Raw genomic sequence first — 19,568 nt, 5'->3', positions numbered from 1 at the left:
CTTAAGCGATTAGGACAGCGTTTGCAGTGCTTTTGAGGCTTCAGGCAAATCATTGGCATGCACAAAGCACAGCTTGTTGCCCTCCGGGTCGCGGCAGTACGCGCCGTAATAATCGGGCGCGTAGTGCGCGCGGATCCCGGGCTCCCCTTCGCTGACAGCCCCCAGCGTCACGGCCGCCTCCCAGGCATCCCGCACCTGCTGCTGTGAAGCCGCCGCAAAGCTGACCTGCACGCCGTTGCCCCAGGTCGCCGGCAAACCATTGAACGGCAATTGCACATAAAAAAACGGCCAGCCGCTACCGGGTTTATGCCAGCCGGCCCCCGGTGGTCCGTTATCGTCGGCGTCAGGGGCGCGAACCAGCCCGAGTGGAGCGAGGACTGCGTCGTAGAAGGCGATCATCCTCGGCAAGTCACGGGCGCCGATCTGGATATGGCTGAACATGCGACCTCCTTTTTTATGGGGTGCTCGAATCGACCCAGTACAAGTCAGCGGCTGGCCCGCTCAGCCAATCACCAACTGCGGCTCACAGGTCACCGGGAAATTCACCGAACGGGCAATGAAGCATGTTTCATGGGCCGCATGGTGCAGCTCCAGGGCTTTGTCCAGATCACTGCCCGGCGCCAGGGTTACCGTGGGTCGCAGCACTACCGAGGTGAATTGCCCGGCACCGTCGGCCTGCTCCAGCATCACGCCCTCAGCGTTGTCTTCATACGCCTGGACCACAATGCCGGCGCTGGCGCACAAGCCCAGGTACCAGAGTTTATGGCAGGCCGACAACGAGGCGACCAACAAGTCCTCAGGGTTCCAGCGCGCCGGATCGCCGCGAAAGGCCGGGTCAGAAGAGCCGTCGATGCCACTGAGCTTGCCAGTCGCTTCGATCCGGTGATCGCGGCTGTAGCTGCGGTGAGCAGAGGTTCCAGTGCCCTGATTACCGGTCCAGGTCACTTTGACTTGGTACTGATGTTGTTTGTCGGCCATTAGCGGACTCCTTGTATAGAGAATGCACAGGGTGGCTGTTTCCGGCCGATCCAACAAGAGGCTGACTCAACCCTGCCTTGTCAGCCTCCCAACCCGCTCTTGAGCCAGCTGTATAAATTCACCCCCTCCCTGGACAACTGCCCGTCCGCCCGCCGACACAGGCAATAGGCTCGCCCGTCATCGAGTGTCAGATCCGACAGCTTGACCAGTTCCCCGCTATCACGCAGCCAGGTAATCAGTGGCTCGCGCAACAACGCGCAGCCCAGTCCGTTCTGCGCCGCGCTCAACGCCAGCTGTCCATCCTCGAACAGCAGCCCTTGCAAAGCCGCCGGATGCTTCACGCCAGCACGGTGAAACCATTGCGCCCAGGTCCCGCGCTCTTCGTCGTGCAGCAGCGGTAATTCGCTAAGCGCCTGCAGCGAATCGAACGGGCCATGGCGCTGGTAGAACTCGCGGCTGCACCAGGGCGTCACCGCGCCGGACATCATCGGCTCACTGTGATAGCCCGGCCAGTGGCCGGTGCCGAAACGAATGGAAATATCGGCCGCATCGCTCGGGTAACTACGGTGGTTGGCGTAGGTGACATTGACGTCCACCCCTGGGTTATCGGCAAGAAACTGCGCCAATCGCGGAATGAACAGGTTGATGCCGAACATCGGGATCAAACTGATAGTCACCTGGCGAGCGCTCGACTGCTCTCGAACATGATCGGTGGCGCTGCGCAGCACCGCGAACGCCGAGCGAATGGCGCGGTAATACTCGCGGCCATCATCAGTGAGAATCAGGTTACGGCCCTGCCGCGAGGTCAGCGGCTGGCCGAGAAACTCTTCGAGCAGACGCAACTGGTGGCTGATGGCCGAAGGCGAAATGTCCAGCTCGCGGGCGGCGGCGTTGACCCCGCCATGGCGGGCGAAGGCTTCGAAAGTTCGCACTGCACGCAGTGGAGGGTCATTATCAAACTGTTCTAATTTATTCATGTATTGAGCTTAACCCGATTCAACCTGCTTGTGAACACTCAATATTTACTGAGATAAATCGATAATTGATTCCATATCGAAATCACTTATAACCATATGAGTTTTAGATATTTGATAAATTTAGAATAATTACCTACTGTGCCGCCTTCGCTCTCCCGCGCTTGAACCAAAGGCTTTTCGCTCTTCATGGATACCTTCATCCAGCAACTGCTCAACGGCCTGGTGCTTGGCAGCCTGTATGCGTTGATCGCACTGGGCTACACCATGGTCTACGGAATTTTACGCATCATCAATTTCGCCCATGGCGATCTGTTGATGATTGGCGCGCTGGTCGGCCTGTCAGCCATTCACCTATTGCAGGCCATACTGCCCGGCTGCCCGGACCTGCTGGTGCTGGCTATCGCCACGGTGGCGGCCATGGCAGTCTGCGCGGTGCTGGCCGGGCTGATTGAGCGCGTTGCCTACCGCCGCCTGCGCAACGCGCCACGGCTGGCACCACTGATCAGCGGCCTGGGCGTGTCCTTGCTATTGCAGACCGTCGCCATGCTGATCTGGAGCCGCAACCCGCTGATGTTCCCTCAGCTCTTGCCGCTGGACCCGATTGAGCTCACCGCCGGCAGTGAAGACAGCGCCCCGGCAATCACCAACCTCACGGCGATTGCCACTGTGGCCATCGCCGCGACGGTGATGGGCGCCCTGCTGTTGCTGGTCAACCGCACCCGCCTGGGCCGTGCCATGCGCGCCGTGGCAGAAAATCCACAAGTCGCCAGCCTGATGGGCATCAACCCCAACACCGTGATCGTGCTGACGTTCGCAATAGGCGGTGCGCTGGCCGCTCTGGCCGGCGTGATGATGGCCAGCAATTACGGCAATGCACATTTTTATATGGGCTTTCTGCCGGGACTCAAAGCGTTTACCGCCGCCGTACTCGGCGGTATCGGCAACATCAAGGGCGCGATGCTCGGCGGCATTCTGCTGGGGCTGATCGAAGCGTTGGGCACCGGCTACCTCGGTGAACTTACCAATGGTGTATTCGGCAGCAACTATCAGGACGTGTTCGCGTTCATGGTGCTGATCGCCGTGCTGGTGCTGCGCCCCAGCGGCCTGCTCGGTGAGCGGCTGGCGGTGCGCGCATGAGCCCGATCATCAGCCGCGTGATCAACTTGCCACGGCGCGCCAGCCCACACCTGGGTGTGGTGCTGTTCGCCACTGCCCTGCTGCTGGCGCCCTGGCTGGCCGGGTATGCCGGTGGCAACGCCTGGGTGCGCACGCTGGACTTCGCCCTGCTGTACATCATGCTCGCCCTGGGCCTGAACATCGTGGTCGGCTACGCCGGCTTGCTGGATCTGGGCTTTATTGCCTTTTACGCGCTGGGCGCCTATCTGGCAGCGCTGTTGTCTTCGCCGCACTTGCTGACCCAGTTCCCGGCGCTGGCGGCCGCCTTGCCGGACGGCCTGCATACCTCAATCTGGCTGATCGTGCCGTTGGCCGCGTTACTCGCCGCGGGGCTGGGTATCGTGCTTGGCGCGCCGACCCTGCGCCTGCGCGGTGACTACCTGGCTATTGTGACGCTGGGCTTTGGCGAGATCATCCGCATCTTCATGCGCAATCTTGACCGGCCGGTAAACATCACCAATGGCCCGAAAGGCATCGCCTCCATCGAGCCGATCCAGTTGTTCGGCATGAACCTGGCGCGCACCCAGGAAATATTCGGTTGGCGTGTGCCATCGGTGCACCTGTATTACTACCTGTTCGCGGCGCTGGCGGTTCTGATCATGCTGGCCTGCCTGCGCTTGCAGGATTCGCGGATCGGTCGCGCCTGGGTGGCGATTCGAGAGGACGAAGACGCAGCAGCGGCCATGGGCCTGGACACCAAACGCCTGAAATTGCTGGCCTTCGCCATCGGCGCTGCGTTCGGCGGCATTGGCGGCGCACTGTTCGCCTCGTTCCAGGGCTTCGTCTCGCCAGAGTCATTCACCCTCAACGAGTCGGTGGCGGTGCTGGCCATGGTCGTGCTTGGCGGCATGGGTCATGTGCCTGGGGTGATCCTTGGCTGCGTGCTGTTGGCCGCCCTGCCGGAGGTGCTGCGCTCGACCATGGGCAGCTTGCAGATGAGCCTGTTTGGTGAAGTGCTGATCGATCCGGAAATCATCCGTCAGTTGTTCTATGGCCTGGCGCTGATCCTGGTGATGCATTTCAGACCGACCGGTCTATGGCCAGCCCAACGGGAGGTCAGTCGATGAGCAAACCACTGCTGGAGCTGCGCCATGTCAGTAAACACTTTGGCGGCGTGACCGCCGTGCAGGATGTCAGCCTGGCGATTCAGGCGGGCGAAGTGCACGGCCTGATTGGCCCCAATGGCGCAGGCAAAACCACCTTTTTCAATCTGATGACCGGCTTGTACCGCGCCGACAGCGGTCAGTTCAGTCTCGACGGTGAACGTTACGAGCCGTCATCGGTGCACAAGGTGGCACAGGCTGGCATCGCCCGAACCTTCCAGAACATCCGCCTGTTCGGTTCGATGACTGCGCTGGAGAACGTTATGGTTGGCCGCCACGTGCGCACCCGCAACGGCGTGCTCGCCGCCCTGCTACGCCATCGCCGCGCCCGCCAGGAAGAAGCCGAGACCCGCGCCATTGCCCGTGACTGGCTGGCTTACGTCGGCATCGGCGAACTGGCCGAGCGCCGCGCTGACACCCTCTCCTATGGTCACCAGCGGCGCCTGGAAATCGCCCGTGCGCTGGCTACCGAGCCACGCCTGCTGGCACTGGACGAACCGGCGGCAGGGATGAACCTCTCGGAAAAGCAGCAACTGCGCGAGCTGCTGGACAAGATCCGCCGCGACGGCCGCACCCTGCTGCTGATTGAGCACGACGTAAAACTGGTGATGGGCCTGTGCGACCGCATCACTGTTCTCGACCACGGCCAAGTGATCGCCCACGGCACGCCGCAACAGGTGCGTGAAAATCCGGCAGTGATCGAGGCCTACCTGGGAGCCGGCAGCCATGCCTGAAGCCTTGCTGCAAATTCGTGACCTGTCGGTGCACTACGGCGCCATTGAAGCGGTCAACGCGCTGAGCCTGAACGTGGCTGAGGGCGAACACGTGACCCTGATCGGCGCCAATGGTGCAGGCAAGACTTCGACCCTCAAGGCGCTGACCGGCCTGCTGACAGCGAGTGCGGGCACCATTCATTTCGACGGCCAGCCGCTGCACAACCTGGGCGCCCACCAGCGCCTGCAACGCGGGTTGGCCATGGTGCCGGAAGGTCGAGGCGTGTTTGCGCGCATGAGCGTGCTGGAAAATCTCCACACCGGCGCCTACCTGCGCCGCGACACGACAGCCATAGCCGACCAGATCGAACGCATCCTCGACTGGTTCCCGCACCTGCGCAGGCGCCTGGAGCAACCGGCCGGGCTACTGTCCGGCGGCGAACAACAGATGCTCGCCCTGGGCCGCGCACTGATGTCGCGCCCGCGCCTGCTGGTGCTGGACGAACCGTCCATGGGCCTGGCGCCGGTGATGGTCGAAAAGATCTTCGCAGTGATCTCTGAAGTGTGCCGCAGCGGCATGACCCTGCTGCTGGTGGAGCAGAACGCCCGGCTGGCGCTGCAAGTGACCGAACGCGGCTACGTGATGGACAGCGGGCGTATCACCCTTCAAGGCGCCTCCCGCGAACTACTCGAAGACCCGCAGGTGCGCGCGGCCTACCTTGGAGAATGATGATGCTTGTAGGAGCCAGCTTGCTGGCGAAAGGGCCAGCAAGGTCACAGCACCTATATCGCTTGACCCGCCGTCTTCGCGAGCAAGCTCGCTCCTACATAAACACGCGCTCAAGATTGAATTAAAACCCGCGCTACCGGGCAGCCGGCGTGTACCTAATAGCAATGATCAAAGGAACTTCACCCATGCAGTACTCGACCCTTTTCAAACGCGCCACCGCTGCCGGCCTGTTACTCGGCAGCCTGACCTCAGCTATCGCCCAGGCTGACCAGACCGTCCTGATCGGTCTGGCCGGCCCGCTCACCGGCCCGTCGGCGCGGATCGGCAAGGACCTGGAAAACGGCGCGCAACTGGCCATCGACGCGGCCAACGCGCGCAAGCCGAAAATCGCCGGCGAAGCGGTGACCTACAAGCTGGTATCCGAAGACGACCAGTCCGACCCGCGCACCGCGGTCACCGTCGCCCAGCGTCTGGTCGATGCCGGCGTGGTCGGTGTGGTTGGCCACTGGAACACCGGCACCAGCATCCCGGCAGCCCGCGTGTATCACGATGCAGGCATCGCCCAGGTGGCACCGGTCGCCACCGGCCACGGCTATACCCTGCAAGGCTTCGACACCAGCTTCCGGGTCATGGGCCATGACGATGACGGCGGTCAGGTCGCCGGCCAATACGCCCTGCAAAACCTCAAGGCCAAGCGCATCGCCGTGCTCGACGACCGCACCGCCTTTGGCCAGGGCCTGGCCGATCAATTCGTCAAGTCGGTTGAAGCCGGCGGCGGCAACGTGGTGGCCCGCGAGTTCGTCGACGACAAGACCGTCGACTTCAGCGCCGTGCTGACCAGCATCCGCAGCAAGAACCCGGACCTGGTGTTCTTCGGCGGCGTCGACGCCCAGGCCGCCAGCCTGGCACGTCGTCTCAAGCAACTGGGTATCAAGGCGACCCTGATGGGCGCTGGCGGCTTCGTCAGCCAGACCTTCCTCAACCTGGCGCAAAAAGACGGCGAAGGCGTCACCGCCCTGGAGCCGGGCCTGGCCGTCGAGCAAATGCCCGGCGGCAAGGATTTCGATCAAAGCTACAAGCAACGTTACAAGCAGCCGATCGAGCTGCACGCACCGTTCGCCTATGACGGCGTTGGCGTGCTGATCAATGCCCTGGAAAAAGCCGATTCCCTTGATCCAAAGAAATACCTGCCGGTGCTGCGCGCCAGTACCTACCAAGGCGTGACCGGGACCATCGCGTTCGATGCTCAGGGCAACCTGAAAAACCCGACCTTCACCGTTTACCAAGTGAAGGGCAACAAGTGGGAACCGGTCAGCGTAGCCGGCGGCAAGTAAAAACTACTGCGCTCGGCCATGCGGCGTTGAAAACCGGCTCGCAATGCTCAGGTACTTCAGTACATTGCGCTTGCTCGTCGGTTTTCGCCTTGCCTGGCCTTCGCTCGCTATGTTTTTACCCTGTAATACCGTGAAGAGGAGAATCAACATGAGCGCTGCACAAGGCGAAATGGGCATTCTGGCCCGGCGCCGGATCGAAGCCGAGATCATCAAGCCGATCTACGAAATCCTGGTCCGCGACTACGGCAAGGACAAGGCTCAGGCGGTGATTGGCGAGGCGGTTGGCCAGGCGGCAGTCAAGGCCGGCCAGCATTTTGCGGCCAAGGAACCCAACGGCCCGGACCTGGCCGGTTTCGTCGCCCTGCAAACGCTGTGGGAGCAGGACGACGCCTTGAAGGTTGATGTGATTGCCAGCGATGCGACCCATTACGACTATGACGTGCACCGCTGCCGCTACGCCGAGATGTACCACGAGATGGGCCTGGGCGAGATCGGCCACCTGCTGTCGTGTGCCCGTGATGAATTGTTCATCGTCGGCTATGACCCCAATGTCGAGCTGACCCGCACCCAGACCATTATGCAGGGCTCGTCGCATTGCAATTTCCGCTACAAGGTAAAAGACCAATGAGCCAGGCACCGCGTATCAACGGCCAACGCCTGTGGGACTCGCTGATGGAAATGGCGCAGATCGGCGCCACGCCCAAGGGCGGCGTATCACGCCTGGCATTGACCGAAGAAGACCGTATTGGCCGCGACCTGTTCAAGCAATGGGCCATCGAGGCCGGCTGCACCGTCAAGGTCGACGCCATGGGCAATATGTTTGCCCGCCGCCCTGGCCGTGACGACAGCCTGCCCCCGGTAGTGACTGGCTCGCACGGTGACTCGCAACCGGCTGGCGGCAAGTTCGACGGTATCTACGGCGTGCTGGCCGGGCTGGAGGTGGTGCGCAGCCTCAACGATCACGGCATCGCCACTGAACGCAGCATCGAAGTGATCAACTGGACCAACGAAGAAGGCTCGCGCTTTGCCCCGGCGATGATTGCCTCGGGGGTTTATACCGGGGTATTTGACCTCGAATACGGCCTGTCGCGCACAGACGCCCAAGGCGTGAGCATCGGCCAGGCGCTGCAGCAGATCGGCTACGCGGGCAACGAACCCATGGGCGGGCGCGACATCCATGCCGCGTTCGAGCTGCATATCGAACAAGGCCCGATTCTGGAAGCCGAAGACATCACCATTGGCGTGGTCAGCGGCGCGCAAGGCCAGCGCTGGTACGAAATAGAACTGCACGGGCGCAGCGCCCACGCCGGCACTACACCGATGAACCATCGCCTCGACGCCCTGCTCGGTGTGGCGCGCATCGTCGAAGCGGTCAACGCCATGGGCCTGGCCCAGGGCGACGAAGGTCGCGCCACCGTGGGCTGGGTGCAGGTTTACCCGAACTCGCGCAACGTAGTGCCGGGGCGCGCGTTGTTCAGCGTCGAATTCCGCCACCCGGACGAAGCGGTGCTGGAGCAGCTGGACGCGCAATTGCGCAAGGAAGTCGCCGATATCGCCGCCGCCACCGGCCTGGGCCATGAGCTCAAGCAGATCTTCCAGTACGCGCCGATTGCCTTTGACGCGGCTTGCGTCGATCAGGTGCAGCGCGCAGCAGTGGAACTGGGCTACAGCCACAAGCGAATGATTTCCGGGGCCGGCCACGACGCCTGTTACCTGAGCCGGGTGGCACCGACCGCGATGATCTTTGTCCCTTGTGTCGATGGGCTAAGCCATAACGAGGCTGAGCATATTCATCCGCACTGGTCCGAGGCCGGGGCGAATGTGCTGTTGCAGGCGGTGTTAGCCAAAGCCAACGAGCATTAAGACTCTGGCAGCGCTGTGCGCTATCGCGCAGGAAACACAAAACCCTGTAGGAGCAGTTTTAGCGGCGAAGCTTTCGCGGCTAAAGCCGCTCCTACAATGCCGATCAACCCTGCCAGTTGCCGCCTTCGACAATCACGTCTTCAGGTTTGGTGTCTTCAGCCAGTTCCTTGCGCACATACTGGTCGTACAGTTTCAGCAGGTACTTGTCCTGGCCGAGTTTGGCAAGTTCGGCATTGACCCAGTCACGCAATTCGATATTGCCTTTTTTCACCGCCGGAGCAATCGGTGCTTCGCCGCCGAGCTTTTCCGGCAGGGTCCGGTAGCCGGGGTTCTGTTTGGCCCAGCTGAACAGCACCAGGTTGTCTTGCGCATAAGCGTCACCACGACCGTTGGCCAGGGCTTGCAGCGACTCGGAGTTTTTCTCGAACTTGAGCAGCTTCCAGTCCGGATGGTTCTTGGTCAGCCACACGTCAGCGGTGGTGCCAGTGGTGACGATGATGGTCTTGTCGGCTAGGTCATCGAGCTTTTGCACCGGGCTGTTATCCGGCACCAACGCCTGCACCGCGACCTTGAGGTTCGGGTTGGTGAAGTCCACCGCTTGCTTGCGCTCCGGGGTCACGGTCATATTGGCAAGGATGATGTCGACCTTGTCGCTTTGCAGGAACGGAATCCGGCTGGCCGGCTCGACCGCAACGAATTCGACCTTGTTTTCATCACCGAGCAGTGACTTGGCAAACTGGCGGCCGATATCGGTATCGAAACCAACGTACTTGCCCTTCTCATCGACAAAACCGAATGGCGGCTTGTCGGTGAACACGCCGACGATCAGTTTGTCGCGGGCCTTGATCTTGTCCAGGTAACTGGCCGGTGCCGGAGCAGCCGCCTGGGCCGGTGCTGCCGCAGCGGGCTTGGCCGGTTTGTCGCCATTGCCGCAACCGGCTAACAGGCCCAGGCTTAGCAATGGCAACAGCAGTAAAGAACGCGCAGATTTGAATGTGGCAGTGCTCATAAGGATGTCCCTTTATCTAGGCAGCTTTTAGATAGCCTCTGCGCGGGCATGGCTGGCCTTGCCCGGCAGGGATTCAACGTAAGAGAACTTCTCCAGAAACTGCTGCGCACGTGCGCTCGAAGGATGGGTGAAGAAAGACTCCGGATCACGCTGTTCAAGGATGCGCCCGGCCTCCATGAACACGATGCGGTCGGCCACAGCGCGGGCAAAGCCCATTTCGTGAGTGACGATCAGCATGGTCATGCCGCCCCGTGCCAGGTCGAGGATCACCTCCAGCACTTCCTTGACCATTTCCGGGTCAAGGGCGGCGGTGACTTCATCGAACAGCATGACCTTGGGGTTCATGCACAGCGAACGCACGATGGCGATGCGTTGCTGCTGGCCGCCGGAGAGCTGCCTTGGATAAACATCACGCTTGTCGGCCAGGCCCACTCGCTGCAACAGGGCCTCGGCTTGGGCCCGCGCTTCTTTACGCTCGCGGCGCTGTACTTTCAGCGGGCCGAGCAGGATGTTGTCGAGCACGGTCATGTGCGGGAACAGGTGATAACTCTGGAACACCATGCCGATGTCCTGGCGCACCTTGCGCCAGTCGGTGCCCGCTGCCAGCAACTGCTGACCGGCAAAATGCAGCTCGCCGCCCTGCGCCTGCTCCAGGCCATTGAGGCAACGCAGCAAGGTGCTTTTGCCGCAGCCGCTGGGCCCGAGCACCACAATGACTTCGCCGGAGGCGACCTGCAGGTCAACCTCTTTGAGCACCTGGTTGCTGCCGAAAAACTTGTTGAAGCCCTTGAACTCGATCAGTGCGCTCATGCTTGTGTCCAGCGCCGCTCCAGCACGCGCGAGGCGACCGACAGCGGGTAACAGATAAAGAAGAAAAATAGAAACAGCGCGCCGTAGATCAGCACCGACTCATAGGTACGCTCGATGATCTGCTGGCCGACCTTGATGACGTCGACCACACCGATCAACACCGCCAGCGAGCTGGTCTTGATGATTCGGGTATAGATGTTGATGGTCGGCGGGGTCATGCGCTTGAGCGCCTGGGGCAGCAGCACATGGCCGTAAAGCTGCACCGCAGACAAGCCAATCGACAGCCCGGCCTCACGCTGACCTTTAGGCAGCGATTTAAGGGCGCCACGCGCCACCTCACCCACCTCGCTGGCACCCCAAAGGCTCAGCACCAGCACTGCGCACCAGAAGCTCGGAATGCTCAGGCCGAAGAAGATCGGCAAGCCAAAGAACAGCAGATACAACCAGACCAGCACCGGAATAGCGCGAAACAGCTCCAGGTAAATGCGCAGCAAAACGTTCAGCCAGCCGATCCCCAAGGTCGTCAGCGAGCCGTAAAGCACGCCGCCAGCGGTACTCAATACAATGCTCAACGCCGAGATCGACAGGGTTCGCGCCGCGCCTTCAGCCAGCAGCGGCAGCGACACCCACAGCAACTCAAGACCCGAACTGGCCATGTTGCAGCCTCCGTTCCAGGTAGCTGAGCAGCAATGACAGCGGCAGGAATAGCAGTATGCAGATCAGGGTCAGTACCGTGAGCATCTCGTAGGTCTTGTAGTACAGGGCGATGTAGCTCTTGGTGGTGTAGAGAATCTCCGGCACCGCCACGGCAGACACCACCGTGGTTTCCTTGAGCAGGAAAATGAAATTGGCGAACAGCGCCGGCAGGCTGAGGATTCCGGCCTGGGGTAGGATCACGTGGCGCAGCAATTGCCAATCCGACAGGCCGATGGAGCGCCCCGACTCCAGTTGCGCCGCCGGCACCGCCTCGATGCCAGCGCGCAGCACCTCAGTGAGGTAGGCGCCGCCAAGAAAGGTCATGGTGATGATCGCGGCGGCAAAACCGGACACCTTGAAGCCCAGGGTCGGCAGTGCGAAATAAATGAAGAACAGCTGGATCAGCAACGGCGTGTTACGCGCCAGTTCCACATACAGACCGATCAGACGGCACAGCACCGGGGTGCGGAACATCAGAATCACGGTGTTGAGCAGGGCCACCAGCAGCGAGGTACAGATGGCGATCAGGCCGACCTGGAGCGTCACGCCAACAGCTTTCAGAAACGCCGGTAGCGTACTGAGAATAAATGCATAGTCGAGGGTCATTGCGAGGACTTATAAGCGAGCAGTATTGGCTTGTGGCCAGTTGCTTATAGCCTATAGGCACAAATAGCCTGCTTGGAAATAACGTTATCGACTAAGCATAGGCACAAAAATCTGCCATTCGTCGCCATAAGCGAGGCACGAGCGTGCAGCTTTCGCTAAGTCCAAAAAGGAATTAACACATGTAAATTCAGTATTTCTGGGTCTAACTGAAAGTCGCTACTGTAGCCCCACTTACCTCGCACTGAGTACGCACCATGCAAGCCACCGCTACCGTCATCGACTTCACCCTCCACCGCAAACGCCGTGAAGCACGCCGTAACGCCGAGTTGATGTGGAAGATGTATGCCGCGTGCTCGGGGCTCAACGCATGGACCCAGATGATGGCGCAACAGAATGTGCAGATCGGCAAGGCACGGCCATGAGCCTGCTGCGCAGCGCAGTGGCCGCGCAGGAAGCGCCGCCGCTGTCGACTGAATATGCGCCTGCCGACGAGGACCTGATCGGCGAGCGGGTGGCCCTTAACCTGCAACGTCTGCGCAGCAAACGGTATCTGTCACTCGACGCCCTGGCGCGCTTGAGCGGGGTCAGCCGCGCCATGCTGGCGCAGATTGAGTCCGGGCGCAGCGTGCCGTCGATCAAAGTACTGTGCAAGATTGCCAAAGGCTTGAAAGTCTCGGTGGCGGCGTTTCTCGAAACACGCGCCTTCGAGGGAGTCGAGCTGCTACCGGCCCGCGACAGCAAACGGCTGGTCAGCCCCGGCGGCCACTTTGTCAGCCGTGCGCTGTTCCCGTTCGACCGTTCACGCCAGACCGAATTCTATGAAATCCGCCTCAGCCCCCTGGCTGAAGAAAGCTCGCAGGGTCATGCCGCCGGCGTACAAGAGAACCTGGTGGTGACTCAAGGCGTGCTGGAAATCAGCGTCAATGAGGAGCGCTACCTGCTCTCCCCTGGCGATTCGATTCTGTTCTATGCCGACCAGCCGCACCGCTATCGCAACCCGGCAGACAGCGAAGCGGTGGCGTATCTGGTGATCAGCCATCCCGAGCAACTGGACTAAGCCTGTTGGAGCTTGCCCGCTGCCACGGTGCCACTGGAGCAGCTTTTGCTGCGAAAGGCTTCGCAGCTAAAGCCGCTCCTACGGGCCATATTCGGGTATCTAACCCTCGCCCTTGAAAGCCGTCATGTCCTGCAGGACCATGCTCAACAGGCGGCTGGCACCCACGCTCAACTGACGGCCCAGGCGGCTGATCAGGTGAGTTTCCGGGGTGCTGAAGATCTCGCTCTCCAGCGGCAACGCCACCAACTGACCATTGCGGATCTCGTCTTCCATGACAAAGATCGGCATCAAGGTCACTCCACCACGCATCGAAAACCGCTTGAGCATGGCGAAGGTGCTGCAAGTCAGCGTCGGCGTCAGGGTTAACCCCAGGCGGTGTTCGGCCTGGGTGACGATCTGGCGGATCCCGTATGACACCCCAGGCAACGCCAACCGATAGCTGTCCAGCCCCTTGAGCGGCAATGGCTCGGTTTGCTGCGCCAAGGGATGCTCCGGGCTGACCGCGACGCACACCGGCTGGCGGGTATGTGCATGGGAGCGGATCTTGGGGTCGGTGGGCGGGTTGAATACCAGGCCCAGGTGAGCTTCATCCTCGACGACCTGGCGAATCACTTCGTTAGTGCCACACACGTTGACCTGCAGGTCGATGCGCGGGTACTGCTCGGAGAACCGGCTCAGCGGCGCGACCAGGCCATCAATAAAACCCTCGCCGATCGCCAGCACCACCGAACCGCTCTGCAAGCCACGCAATGCCTGCAGTGAATCGAGCAACACCTCCTGTTGCGAGAGCCGCTGACGGTAGTAAAGCAAGACCCGTTCACCGGCCTCGGTGGGCTTTACTCCGCGCCGATGGCGCTCCAGCAGCGGGCTGCCCAGTTCGTGTTCAAGCTGGGCGATCTGGCGGCTGACCGCCGAGGCCGCCACGTCGAGAAAGTCCGCCGCGGCACGCACGCTGCCCAGCCGTACGGCCTCGAAGAAATACAGAATGCGCCGATCCTGAACCAGACTCATAAGGCTCCTGTGTTGCTATAAAAGCAACAGAATTGGGTTTGACCGATTATTGCTGCGATGACTGAGGGCTGTCCATACTCGACCCATTGGCTTCATTCACTTCATTCATGATTTCGAATAACAGCGAGCGTGCGACATGACATTCAAGGTGGGCGTAATCGGGCTGGGCAATATGGGCGGCGGCATGGCGGCCACGCTGGCCGGCAAGGGATTCGATGTACGAGGCTTCGACCTGTCGCCTGCCGCATTGGCCCAGGCGCAGGACAAAGGCGTCAAGCCGGTTGCGGCACGTGACGAGTTGATCAAGGCCGTTGACGTGCTGATTCTCTCGTTGCCCAAGGCCGAGCATGTCGAGGCGGTGTGCCTGGGTGAGCAAGGCATCATCGACCTGGGCCGCGAGGGCCTGGTGGTGATCGACACCACCACCTCAACGCCGGAGGCCAGCCGCAAAGTGGCGGCGGCGCTGCGCGACAAAGGCATTGCGTTCATGGATGCACCAGTATCTGGCGGCCCCAAAGGCGCAGCCACCGGCAGCATGTCGATGGTCATCGGCGGCGACGAAGCAGACCTGGCCAAGGTCATGCCGGTGCTCGAAGCCATGAGCGGCAGCCGTGTGCACATTGGTAGCTGTGGCGCGGGCAACGTGGCCAAGATCGCCAACAACATGCTCGCCGCCGCGCACCTGATTACCACCGCCGAAGCCGTGAGCATGGCCGCCAAGGCCGGTGTAGACCCGGAAAAACTCCTGCAGGGCCTCAATGCCGGCTCCGGGCGCAGTGGCGCCAGCCAGGTGATGTTTCCGACCTGGGTGCTGAACAAAGCCTATGACTCAGGTTTCAGCATGGGCCTGATGCGCAAGGATGTGGGGCTGGCCAGCGATCTTGCAGCAAGTATGGATCTCGACCTGCCGCTGGCACGCACCGTTGCGCAGCTATGGCAAGACAGCAGCGCCACCCTGCCCGACGGCGCAGACTTCTGCTGCATCGTGCAGCGCACCGACAACGCCCTGTTTGGCCGTGAGGAATAAACCATGAGCATGCACAAGATTATCGAGTTGATGCAGCCGTTCTGGGGCGATCGTCAGGTCATCGCCAGTTATATTGGCGGTGAGTTCATTGCGGGCCACGGCACCCCGATTGAAGTGCGCAACGCCCACGACGACAGCCTGATGCTGAGCTACCCCGATGCCGATCAGTCACTGGTCGAGGTCGCCAGCAAGGCCGCCGGCACCGCTCAGCAACAATGGTGGGCAATGACCGCCCAGGCCCGTGGCCGCGCCATGTACCAGGTCGGCGCGCAGATTCGCCAGCACAGCGAGGCATTGGCACAGATCGAATCGTTGAGCGCCAACAAGCCGATCCGGGACGCGCAGGTCGAAGTGGCCAAGGTCGCCGAGATGTTCGAGTACTACGCCGGCTGGGCCGACAAACTGCACGGTGAAGTGATTCCGGTGCCGACCTCGCACCTCAACTACGTCACCTATGAACCACTTGGCACGGTACTGCAGATCACCCCATGGAATGCGCCGGTGTTCACCTGCGGCTGGCAGGTCGCGCCGGCAATCGCCGCCGGTAACGCGGTGATCCTCAAGCCTTCGGAACTGACCGTGCTGTCGTCGCTGGTCATCGGTGTGCTGGTCGAGCGTGCCGGTGTTCCCAAGGGCCTGGTCAACGTGGTGGCCGGTTTCGGCCATAGCATCGGTCAGCAATTGATTGCCGGCGCCGATATCCGCAAGGTGGTGTTCGTCGGCTCGCCGGCCACCGGCCGCCACATTGCCAGCGCCGCTGCACAGCGCTGCATCCCGGCGGTGCTGGAGCTGGGCGGCAAGTCAGCCAATATCGTATTCGCCGACGCCGACCTCGACGTGGCGCTGCGTGGCGCCCAGGCAGCGATCTTCTCCGGCGCCGGGCAAAGCTGCGTGTCCGGCTCGCGACTGCTGGTCCAGGCCTCGATCTTCGACAAGTTCACCCAGGCGCTGGCCAGTGCCGCGCAGCAATTTGTGGTCGGTGACCCAAGCGACCCGCAGACCCAGATCGGCCCGATCAATAACCCCAAGCAGTACAGCCATGTGAAAACCATGGTCGAGCACGCCTTGCAAGACGGCGCACAGTTGGTGGGCGAAGGTGCCGAACCGGTTCCTGCACGACCCGGCTACTACATCAACCCCACGGTATTGTCAGGTCACAACGCCCTGCACTGCGCCCAGGAAGAAATCTTCGGCCCGGTGGTGGTAGCGATTCCCTTCGAAGACGAGGCCGAGGCCATCCGCATCGCCAACGACAGCCGTTTCGGCCTCGCTGGCGCGGTCTGGACCCGCGATGTCGGGCGCGCCCACCGCGTGGCAAAACAGGTCCGGGCTGGCACGTTCTGGATCAACGGCTACAAGACCATCCATGTCAGCTCGCCGTTTGGTGGCTATGGTGAAAGCGGCTATGGTCGCTCTTCGGGGCTGGATGCCTTGCGCGAATACAGTGAAGTGAAAAGCGTCTGGGTCGAAACAGCTGCCATCCCGGCGGCCAGTTTCGGCTACGGCGCGAGCCTGGAGTAACTGCAATGACTATTTCAGCCAAATTGATCGACGATGCCACCGTGTGGCGGCGTCAGTTTCATGCCGCGCCCGAACTGGGCTTTCATGAAGTGCAGACCAGCGAGCGGGTCGCCAGCCTGCTGGAGAGTTTCGGGATCGAGGTGCATCTTGGCCTGGGTGGCACCGGGGTGGTCGGTGTGCTGCGTAACGGTGAAGGGCCGGCGATTGGCATTCGCGCCGACATGGACGCCTTGCCGATCCAGGAACTGGGCCAGTGCGCGCATCGCTCGACCCATCAGGGCTGCATGCATGCCTGCGGCCATGACGGGCATACCGCGATCCTGCTGGCCACCGCCCGGCACTTGAGCGAGACGCGCCGCTTCAGCGGCACTGTTTATCTGGTGTTCCAGCCGGCTGAAGAGAACCTGGGCGGTGCCCAGAAGATGATCGAAGACGGCCTGTTCGAGCGTTTTCCGATGCAAGCCATTTATGGCCTGCACAACTGGCCCGGGGTGCCGGCCGGCAAGGTGCTGGTCAATCCGGGGCCGATGATGGCCTCGCTGGATACCTTTGAAATTGTCCTGACCGGCAAGGGCTCGCATGCGGCAATGCCCGACCGTGGCTTCGATCCGATTGTCGCGGCGGCCGAACTGATTCTCGGCTTGCAGACCATCACCTCCCGGCGCCTGTCACCGCTGGACAGTGCGGTGATCAGTGTCACCCAGATCAATGCGGGTGAAGCGATCAACGTGCTGCCGGAAACCGCCACGCTGCGTGGAACCGTACGCTGCCTGCAAACCCCGGTGCGTGAAAAGGTCCAGCAACTGATTGGCGAATTCGTCGAGCAGTTGCCCGCCGCCTTTGGCGTGCACGGTGCGCTGAGCTACAACGTCGGGTATCCGGTCACCGAAAACCACCCGGCTGAGGCGCAGATAGTGTGCCAAGCAGCGCAGTCTGCGTTGGGCGAAAGCAACGTACAGTTTGGTTGCAACCCTTCAATGGCCTCGGAAGACTTCGCCTTCATGCTACAAGCCTGCCCCGGTGCTTACATCTGGATGGGCGTCGATGGTCAACAGCCTTCAGCCGCCCTGCATAACCCCTACTACGACTTCAACGACCAGGTCATCGAACCCGGCGTTGCGGTCTGGACCGCCCTGGTCGAACAGAACCTGCCGGCTCGCTGAGCCACTGCGCGGGGGCCGCCCGGCCCCCGCTTGCCCTTTCCTGTCTCCATGTCCCCGGTAGGAGCGGCTTTAGCCGCGAAGACTTCCCGGCTAAAGCGAATCGCCGCCCGGCCAGTCCGCGACAGCGGCTGAGCTTCTGCGCCTGGCGTTTGTGCGTTCTGTTTTAGGCAACAACAAATGAAATTCAGAATATTGGAGTGCGCCCAGGTGCTGGCCATACTGAGGACGCCCCGCCACTTGCGGTGCCTATAAAAAGATCAATCGCGACACTCCATGCCTGCCATGGATTTGCTCTCTGCCCTGAGTGCCGCAAGGCGCTCCCTGACAACACAACAACTATTGGGCCATCCTGACCGGTGCCCAGCAGGCAAGGGGATTCATATGCATCACGCCAACACGCTCGCCGTGCGCGAGCACAATGCCGTCTCAGCCACGGTCAAGCTGTACATCTGGGCTGCAATCATCCTCATCATCGCCGAAGTGATCGGCGCCCTGAGCATTCCGCTGGGGCCCGGCAAGGTCGTGCTGCTGCCCATGGTCTGGGCCCTGCTGATCGGTGCTGCGATCGGGATCGCCAGTCATCGCCTGCCTGGCAGCCTGGCCATCGACAAACGCGCCCAGGCCCGCGCCGCAGCCATTCTGCAGCCGGCGCTATTGGTGTTTATCGCCAAGCTGGGGCTGGTGGTCGGCGGCTCGCTACCGGTGGTCATGGCGTCCGGCTGGGCGCTGGTGTTTCAGGAGTTCGGGCATTTTGTCGGCACGGTGATTCTCGGCCTGCCGGTGGCGCTGCTGCTGGGTATCAAGCGTGAAGCGATCGGTGCGACCTTCTCGGTAGGTCGCGAGCCGAGCCTGGCGATCATCGGTGAGCGTTACGGCATGGATTCGCCGGAGGGCCGTGGCGTACTGGCGGAATACCTGACCGGTACGTTGTTTGGTGCGTTGTTCATTGCCATCGTCGCCGGCTTCATCACCAGCCTGGGGATTTTCGACCCTAAATCACTGGCCATGGGTTCGGGCATTGGCTCGGGCAGCATGATGGCCGCCGCAGCAGGCGCCATCGCAGCGCAACAGACGCCTGAAGTGGCCAAGGAAGTCATGGCCCTGGCGGCCGCTGCCAACCTGATCACCACCACGTTGGGCACCTACTTCACCCTGTTTATCTCGCTGCCACTGGCGGTCTGGGGTTACCGGGTACTAGAGCCGCTGATCGGTCGTACCACCAAGGCCTCGGTGTTCGACAATGGTCCAGCCAGCAACGAAGTGTCGCTGGAGACCCCAGACCTGGGCTGGCTGGGTCGTATCAGTGCCTGGTTCGCTGCCGGTGGCCTGGCATTGCTGGCCAACTATGTCGGCTACAAAGTGCTGTCACCCGATGCGTTTGCCGGTATGGCGATCATGATTGGTGCAGTGTTTGTCGGTGAACTGCTCTGCTCGCTGCTGCGCCGCAAGATCCCGGCGGTGTGCACCGTCTCGGTGGTCGCCATGCTGCTGACTTCACCGCTGTGCCCATGGGCGGCGGAGATTTCCCGGCTGGTGGGTTCGATCAACATGCTGGCGGTGATCACACCCATGCTGGCCTTCGCCGGTCTGTCGATCGCCAAAGACCTGCCAGCGTTCCGGCGCCTGGGCTGGCGCATCGTGCTGGTCTCGTTTCTGGCCAACTTCGGCACCTTTATCGGCGCGGTGCTGATTGCCGAGTTCTTCCACTGATCGACAAATGTTCATGAAAAAAGCCCGCCAGTGCGAACTGGCGGGCTTTTTCATTCCGCGGGTCGAATCAGCAAAGGCAACACA

Annotated in this window: 21 protein-coding genes; 13 read left to right on the top strand and 8 right to left on the bottom strand. The window is 61.6% G+C overall.

The annotated features are described in order from the left end of the window. Positions 1 to 9 precede the first annotated feature (9 nt). The 3 genes from NRB16_RS05030 to NRB16_RS05020 all read right to left on the bottom strand — a co-directional run bounded on the left by NRB16_RS05030 (position 10) and on the right by NRB16_RS05020 (position 1,955). The gene (locus tag NRB16_RS05030) at positions 10 to 441 is read right to left on the bottom strand and encodes a VOC family protein (protein WP_257105600.1); all 432 of its coding nucleotides are present in this window, start codon (positions 439 to 441) and stop codon (positions 10 to 12) included. Between the two features lie 60 nt (positions 442 to 501). Continuing rightward, complete coding sequence (locus NRB16_RS05025) at positions 502 to 978, bottom strand: OsmC family protein (RefSeq protein WP_045491503.1); 477 nt, start codon at positions 976 to 978, stop codon at positions 502 to 504. 80 nt (positions 979 to 1,058) lie between these two features. Next, the gene (locus NRB16_RS05020) at positions 1,059 to 1,955 is read right to left on the bottom strand and encodes a LysR substrate-binding domain-containing protein (RefSeq protein ID WP_257105599.1); all 897 of its coding nucleotides are present in this window, start codon (positions 1,953 to 1,955) and stop codon (positions 1,059 to 1,061) included. 186 nt (positions 1,956 to 2,141) lie between these two features. Between NRB16_RS05020 and NRB16_RS05015 the strand changes: the two genes are divergently transcribed. From NRB16_RS05015 to NRB16_RS04985, 7 genes are all read left to right on the top strand, one after another. Beyond that, positions 2,142 to 3,092 carry a branched-chain amino acid ABC transporter permease gene (locus tag NRB16_RS05015; protein WP_045491507.1) on the top strand — a complete coding sequence of 317 codons (951 nt, stop codon included), beginning with the start codon at positions 2,142 to 2,144 and terminating at the stop codon, positions 3,090 to 3,092. Continuing rightward, complete coding sequence (locus NRB16_RS05010) at positions 3,089 to 4,198, top strand: ABC transporter ATP-binding protein (RefSeq protein WP_253117184.1); 1,110 nt, start codon at positions 3,089 to 3,091, stop codon at positions 4,196 to 4,198. The genes NRB16_RS05015 and NRB16_RS05010 overlap by 4 nt, the downstream gene beginning before the upstream one ends. Then, positions 4,195 to 4,968, top strand: a complete 774-nt coding sequence (locus tag NRB16_RS05005) for an ABC transporter ATP-binding protein (RefSeq protein ID WP_257105598.1) — start codon at positions 4,195 to 4,197, stop codon at positions 4,966 to 4,968. Before NRB16_RS05010 ends, NRB16_RS05005 begins: the two co-directional genes overlap by 4 nt. Then, the gene (locus tag NRB16_RS05000; protein ID WP_257105597.1) at positions 4,961 to 5,677 is read left to right on the top strand and encodes an ABC transporter ATP-binding protein; all 717 of its coding nucleotides are present in this window, start codon (positions 4,961 to 4,963) and stop codon (positions 5,675 to 5,677) included. The genes NRB16_RS05005 and NRB16_RS05000 overlap by 8 nt, the downstream gene beginning before the upstream one ends. A gap of 185 nt (positions 5,678 to 5,862) precedes the next feature. Continuing rightward, positions 5,863 to 7,011: a branched-chain amino acid ABC transporter substrate-binding protein gene (locus NRB16_RS04995; RefSeq protein ID WP_257105596.1), complete on the top strand. Its 1,149-nt coding sequence runs from the start codon at positions 5,863 to 5,865 to the stop codon at positions 7,009 to 7,011. A gap of 148 nt (positions 7,012 to 7,159) precedes the next feature. After that, positions 7,160 to 7,639: an L-2-amino-thiazoline-4-carboxylic acid hydrolase gene (locus tag NRB16_RS04990; protein ID WP_045491520.1), complete on the top strand. Its 480-nt coding sequence runs from the start codon at positions 7,160 to 7,162 to the stop codon at positions 7,637 to 7,639. Then, positions 7,636 to 8,874 (top strand): Zn-dependent hydrolase, encoded by a 1,239-nt coding sequence (locus NRB16_RS04985; RefSeq protein WP_045491523.1) that lies wholly within the window; start codon positions 7,636 to 7,638, stop codon positions 8,872 to 8,874. The genes NRB16_RS04990 and NRB16_RS04985 overlap by 4 nt, the downstream gene beginning before the upstream one ends. Before the next feature lie 103 nt (positions 8,875 to 8,977). Here NRB16_RS04985 and NRB16_RS04980 read toward each other — a convergent pair whose 3' ends face one another. Genes NRB16_RS04980 through NRB16_RS04965 form a run of 4 tightly spaced genes read right to left on the bottom strand, consistent with a single transcriptional unit; the run spans position 8,978 to position 11,995 of the window. Next, complete coding sequence (locus tag NRB16_RS04980; RefSeq protein ID WP_045491524.1) at positions 8,978 to 9,883, bottom strand: transporter substrate-binding domain-containing protein; 906 nt, start codon at positions 9,881 to 9,883, stop codon at positions 8,978 to 8,980. Positions 9,884 to 9,910: 27 nt separating this feature from the next. After that, entirely contained in the window at positions 9,911 to 10,693 is a 783-nt protein-coding gene (locus NRB16_RS04975) for an amino acid ABC transporter ATP-binding protein (RefSeq protein ID WP_257105595.1), read from the bottom strand. Continuing rightward, positions 10,690 to 11,349, bottom strand: a complete 660-nt coding sequence (locus NRB16_RS04970) for an amino acid ABC transporter permease (protein WP_045491528.1) — start codon at positions 11,347 to 11,349, stop codon at positions 10,690 to 10,692. The genes NRB16_RS04975 and NRB16_RS04970 overlap by 4 nt, the downstream gene beginning before the upstream one ends. Then, positions 11,330 to 11,995, bottom strand: a complete 666-nt coding sequence (locus tag NRB16_RS04965) for an amino acid ABC transporter permease (RefSeq protein ID WP_253117178.1) — start codon at positions 11,993 to 11,995, stop codon at positions 11,330 to 11,332. Before NRB16_RS04965 ends, NRB16_RS04970 begins: the two co-directional genes overlap by 20 nt. A gap of 254 nt (positions 11,996 to 12,249) precedes the next feature. Here NRB16_RS04965 and NRB16_RS04960 point away from each other — a divergent pair, with 254 nt between their 5' ends. Beyond that, positions 12,250 to 12,417: a hypothetical protein gene (locus NRB16_RS04960; protein WP_257105594.1), complete on the top strand. Its 168-nt coding sequence runs from the start codon at positions 12,250 to 12,252 to the stop codon at positions 12,415 to 12,417. Then, on the top strand, positions 12,414 to 13,052 hold the full coding sequence (locus NRB16_RS04955; RefSeq protein WP_045491534.1) for a helix-turn-helix domain-containing protein: 639 nt from the start codon (positions 12,414 to 12,416) through the stop codon (positions 13,050 to 13,052). Before NRB16_RS04960 ends, NRB16_RS04955 begins: the two co-directional genes overlap by 4 nt. A 99-nt stretch (positions 13,053 to 13,151) precedes the next feature. Here the strand turns inward: NRB16_RS04955 and NRB16_RS04950 are convergent, their stop codons facing one another. After that, positions 13,152 to 14,063, bottom strand: a complete 912-nt coding sequence (locus NRB16_RS04950; protein WP_257105593.1) for a LysR family transcriptional regulator — start codon at positions 14,061 to 14,063, stop codon at positions 13,152 to 13,154. A gap of 136 nt (positions 14,064 to 14,199) precedes the next feature. Between NRB16_RS04950 and NRB16_RS04945 the strand changes: the two genes are divergently transcribed. From NRB16_RS04945 to NRB16_RS04930, 4 genes are all read left to right on the top strand, one after another. Next, positions 14,200 to 15,090 (top strand): NAD(P)-dependent oxidoreductase, encoded by an 891-nt coding sequence (locus NRB16_RS04945; RefSeq protein WP_257105592.1) that lies wholly within the window; start codon positions 14,200 to 14,202, stop codon positions 15,088 to 15,090. Positions 15,091 to 15,093: 3 nt separating this feature from the next. Further along, positions 15,094 to 16,611, top strand: a complete 1,518-nt coding sequence (locus tag NRB16_RS04940; protein ID WP_257105591.1) for an aldehyde dehydrogenase family protein — start codon at positions 15,094 to 15,096, stop codon at positions 16,609 to 16,611. A gap of 5 nt (positions 16,612 to 16,616) precedes the next feature. Beyond that, the gene (locus tag NRB16_RS04935; RefSeq protein ID WP_257105590.1) at positions 16,617 to 17,774 is read left to right on the top strand and encodes a M20 aminoacylase family protein; all 1,158 of its coding nucleotides are present in this window, start codon (positions 16,617 to 16,619) and stop codon (positions 17,772 to 17,774) included. Positions 17,775 to 18,155: 381 nt separating this feature from the next. Then, positions 18,156 to 19,484, top strand: coding sequence for a DUF3100 domain-containing protein (locus tag NRB16_RS04930; protein ID WP_045491542.1), 1,329 nt, complete (start codon positions 18,156 to 18,158; stop codon positions 19,482 to 19,484). Positions 19,485 to 19,568: the final 84 nt, after the last annotated feature.

Source organism: Pseudomonas sp. LJDD11 (assembly GCF_024584215.1).
Taxonomy (GTDB): Bacteria; Pseudomonadota; Gammaproteobacteria; order Pseudomonadales; family Pseudomonadaceae; genus Aquipseudomonas.
This window is presented reverse-complemented; position numbering and strand designations above follow the sequence as displayed.

Coding starts and splice junctions, on each gene's coding strand:
- NRB16_RS04975 (WP_257105595.1), bottom strand. CDS start 10,693: ATGAGCGCACTGATCGAGTTCAAGGGCTTCAACAAGTTTTTCGGCAGC.
- NRB16_RS04960 (WP_257105594.1), top strand. CDS start 12,250: ATGCAAGCCACCGCTACCGTCATCGACTTCACCCTCCACCGCAAACGC.
- NRB16_RS04985 (WP_045491523.1), top strand. CDS start 7,636: ATGAGCCAGGCACCGCGTATCAACGGCCAACGCCTGTGGGACTCGCTG.
- NRB16_RS04995 (WP_257105596.1), top strand. CDS start 5,863: ATGCAGTACTCGACCCTTTTCAAACGCGCCACCGCTGCCGGCCTGTTA.
- NRB16_RS04955 (WP_045491534.1), top strand. CDS start 12,414: ATGAGCCTGCTGCGCAGCGCAGTGGCCGCGCAGGAAGCGCCGCCGCTG.
- NRB16_RS04980 (WP_045491524.1), bottom strand. CDS start 9,883: ATGAGCACTGCCACATTCAAATCTGCGCGTTCTTTACTGCTGTTGCCA.
- NRB16_RS04990 (WP_045491520.1), top strand. CDS start 7,160: ATGAGCGCTGCACAAGGCGAAATGGGCATTCTGGCCCGGCGCCGGATC.
- NRB16_RS04965 (WP_253117178.1), bottom strand. CDS start 11,995: ATGACCCTCGACTATGCATTTATTCTCAGTACGCTACCGGCGTTTCTG.
- NRB16_RS04945 (WP_257105592.1), top strand. CDS start 14,200: ATGACATTCAAGGTGGGCGTAATCGGGCTGGGCAATATGGGCGGCGGC.
- NRB16_RS04935 (WP_257105590.1), top strand. CDS start 16,617: ATGACTATTTCAGCCAAATTGATCGACGATGCCACCGTGTGGCGGCGT.
- NRB16_RS05010 (WP_253117184.1), top strand. CDS start 3,089: ATGAGCCCGATCATCAGCCGCGTGATCAACTTGCCACGGCGCGCCAGC.
- NRB16_RS04950 (WP_257105593.1), bottom strand. CDS start 14,063: ATGAGTCTGGTTCAGGATCGGCGCATTCTGTATTTCTTCGAGGCCGTA.
- NRB16_RS05000 (WP_257105597.1), top strand. CDS start 4,961: ATGCCTGAAGCCTTGCTGCAAATTCGTGACCTGTCGGTGCACTACGGC.
- NRB16_RS05015 (WP_045491507.1), top strand. CDS start 2,142: ATGGATACCTTCATCCAGCAACTGCTCAACGGCCTGGTGCTTGGCAGC.
- NRB16_RS05025 (WP_045491503.1), bottom strand. CDS start 978: ATGGCCGACAAACAACATCAGTACCAAGTCAAAGTGACCTGGACCGGT.
- NRB16_RS04930 (WP_045491542.1), top strand. CDS start 18,156: ATGCATCACGCCAACACGCTCGCCGTGCGCGAGCACAATGCCGTCTCA.
- NRB16_RS04970 (WP_045491528.1), bottom strand. CDS start 11,349: ATGGCCAGTTCGGGTCTTGAGTTGCTGTGGGTGTCGCTGCCGCTGCTG.
- NRB16_RS04940 (WP_257105591.1), top strand. CDS start 15,094: ATGAGCATGCACAAGATTATCGAGTTGATGCAGCCGTTCTGGGGCGAT.
- NRB16_RS05030 (WP_257105600.1), bottom strand. CDS start 441: ATGTTCAGCCATATCCAGATCGGCGCCCGTGACTTGCCGAGGATGATC.
- NRB16_RS05005 (WP_257105598.1), top strand. CDS start 4,195: ATGAGCAAACCACTGCTGGAGCTGCGCCATGTCAGTAAACACTTTGGC.
- NRB16_RS05020 (WP_257105599.1), bottom strand. CDS start 1,955: ATGAATAAATTAGAACAGTTTGATAATGACCCTCCACTGCGTGCAGTG.